The organism is Bradyrhizobium sp. STM 3809, from assembly GCF_000239795.1.
Taxonomy (GTDB): Bacteria; Pseudomonadota; Alphaproteobacteria; order Rhizobiales; family Xanthobacteraceae; genus Bradyrhizobium.
The window spans coordinates 1-2,412 of sequence record NZ_CAFJ01000352.1 but is presented as its reverse complement, the minus strand read 5'-3'; the positions used below and the strand labels follow the sequence as shown (position 1 = coordinate 2,412).

The window sequence follows — 2,412 nt, the reverse complement described above, 5'->3', positions numbered from 1 at the left end:
ATCCGACTGCAGGATGTCCTCGCCCTGTACGTACAGACCCTTGAAGGTGCCGTCGATCGCGGAGTCGAACATGTTGGGGATGCGCAGGCCCGGCTCAGGGTTGAGCTTGACGTTCCACATCGCCTCGAACTGCTCGCGCACCGCGTCGCCCGCGATGTGCCGGTAGCCCGGCAGCTCGTGCGGGAACGAGCCCATGTCGCAGGAGCCCTGCACGTTGTTCTGGCCGCGCAGCGGGTTCACGCCGACGCCGCGGCGGCCGATATTGCCGGTCGCCATCGCCAGGTTGGCGATCGCGATCACCGTGGTCGAGCCCTGGCTGTGCTCGGTGACGCCCAGGCCGTAATAGATCGCGCCGTTGCCGCCCTTGGCATAGAGCCGGGCCGCGCCGCGGATCGTCTCGGCGTCGACGCCGGTGAACTGGGCGACCGCCTCGGGGCTGTTCTTCTCCAGCGCGACGAACTCGGCCCAGTCCTGGAACTCGCTCCAGTCGCAGCGCTCGCGCACGAAGGTCTCGTCGACGAGGCCCTCGGTCACGATGACATGCGCCAGCGCGGTCAGGATCGCGACATTGGTGCCGGGCAGCAGCGGCAGATGGTAGTCGGCCTTGATGTGCGCCGACTTCACGAGGTCGATCTTGCGGGGATCGACGACGATCAGCTTGGCGCCCTGGCGCAGCCGCTTCTTCATGCGCGAGCCGAACACCGGATGCGCGTCGGTCGGGTTGGCGCCGATCACCATGATGACGTCGGAGTCCTCGACCGAGTCGAAGTCCTGCGTGCCGGCGGAGGTGCCGAAGGTGGTGGCGAGGCCATAGCCGGTCGGCGAGTGGCAGACGCGGGCGCAGGTGTCGACATTGTTGTTGCCGAAGCCGGCGCGGATCAGCTTCTGCACCAGGTAGGTCTCTTCGTTGGTGCAGCGGGAGGAGGTGATGCCGCCGATCGCGTCGCGGCCATATTTGGCCTGGATACCGCGCATCTTGTCGGCGGCGAACTTGAACGCCTCGTCATAGGAGACCTCGCGCCAGGGCTGGTCGATGGTCTCGCGGATCATCGGCTTGAGGATGCGCTCCTTGTGGGTCGCGTAGCCCCAGGCGAAGCGGCCCTTGACGCAGGAATGGCCGCGATTGGCCTTGCCGTCCTTGTACGGCACCATGCGCACGACTTCCTCGCCGCGCATCTCGGCCTTGAAGGTGCAGCCGACGCCGCAATAGGCGCAGGTGGTGACCGCCGAATGCTCGGGCTGGCCGATCTCGATGACGCTCTTCTCGGTCAGGGTCGCGGTCGGGCAGGCCTGCACGCAGGCGCCGCAGGACACGCACTCCGAGCCGAGGAAGCTCTCGCTCATGCCCGGCGACACCCGGCTGTCGAAGCCGCGGCCGGAGATGGTCAGCGCGAACGTGCCTTGCACTTCCTCGCAGGCGCGGACGCAGCGCGAGCAGACGATGCACTTGGAGGGATCGTAAGTGAAATAGGGGTTCGACTCGTCCTTCGGCAGCCAGGCCGGATTGGCCTCGCCGCAGGCATCGGCGAACACGTGGTTCTCACCCTGGTTGCCGTAGCGCACGTCGCGCAGGCCGACCGCGCCGGCCATGTCCTGCAGCTCGCAATCGCCATTGGCGGCGCAGGTGAGGCAGTCGAGCGGATGGTCGGAGATGTAGAGCTCCATCACGCCCTTGCGCAGCTTCTTCAGCCGTTCGGTCTGGGTATGCACGACGAGGCCCGCGGCCACCGGCGTGGTGCACGAGGCCGGCGTGCCGGCGCGGCCCTCGACCTCGACGAGGCAGAGGCGGCAGGAGCCGAACGCATCGACCATGTCGGTCGCGCACAGTTTCGGGATCTGTGTGCCGGCCTCCATGGCCGCACGCATGATCGAGGTGCCCTCGGGAACGGTGATGCTCTGGCCGTCGATGGTCAGCGTGACCATCTTCTCGGACTTGGAGAGCGGGGTGCCGTAATCGGTTTCGTGGATGAGCGACATGGCCGTGTCCTTGTTCCCGAATGTCTATTCCGCAGCCTGCAGGCGCGGTTGCCGAGGACCGAAATCCTCGCGGAAGTGTTTGAGCGCCGAGAGCACAGGGTAGGGCGTGAAGCCGCCGAGTGCACAGAGCGATCCGAGCTTCATAGTGCCGCAGAGGTCCTCGACGAGGGCGATGTTCTCAGCTACGCGCTCGCCGCGGCGGATCTTGTCGATGGTCTCGGCGCCGCGCGTCGAGCCGATGCGGCAGGGCGTGCATTTGCCGCAGGATTCGATGGCGCAGAACTCCATCGCGAAGCGCGCCTGCTTCGACATGTCGACGGTGTCGTCGAACACGACGATGCCGCCATGCCCGATCAGGCCCTCCTTCGCCGCGAACGCCTCGTAGTCGAACGGCGTGTCGAACAGCGCGCGCGGGAAGTAGGCCCCCAGGGGCCC

2 protein-coding genes are annotated in these 2,412 nt (G+C 66.9%); both read right to left on the bottom strand.

The features are described 5' to 3' along the window. Positions 1 to 1,977, bottom strand: a 1,977-nt coding sequence (locus tag BRAS3809_RS18730) for a molybdopterin-dependent oxidoreductase (RefSeq protein ID WP_035656834.1), incomplete at its 3' end; no start/stop codon positions are given. Positions 1,978 to 2,001: 24 nt separating this feature from the next. Further along, the coding region (locus BRAS3809_RS18725) for an NADH-ubiquinone oxidoreductase-F iron-sulfur binding region domain-containing protein (protein ID WP_035656832.1) at positions 2,002 to 2,412 on the bottom strand (411 nt) is incomplete at its 5' end.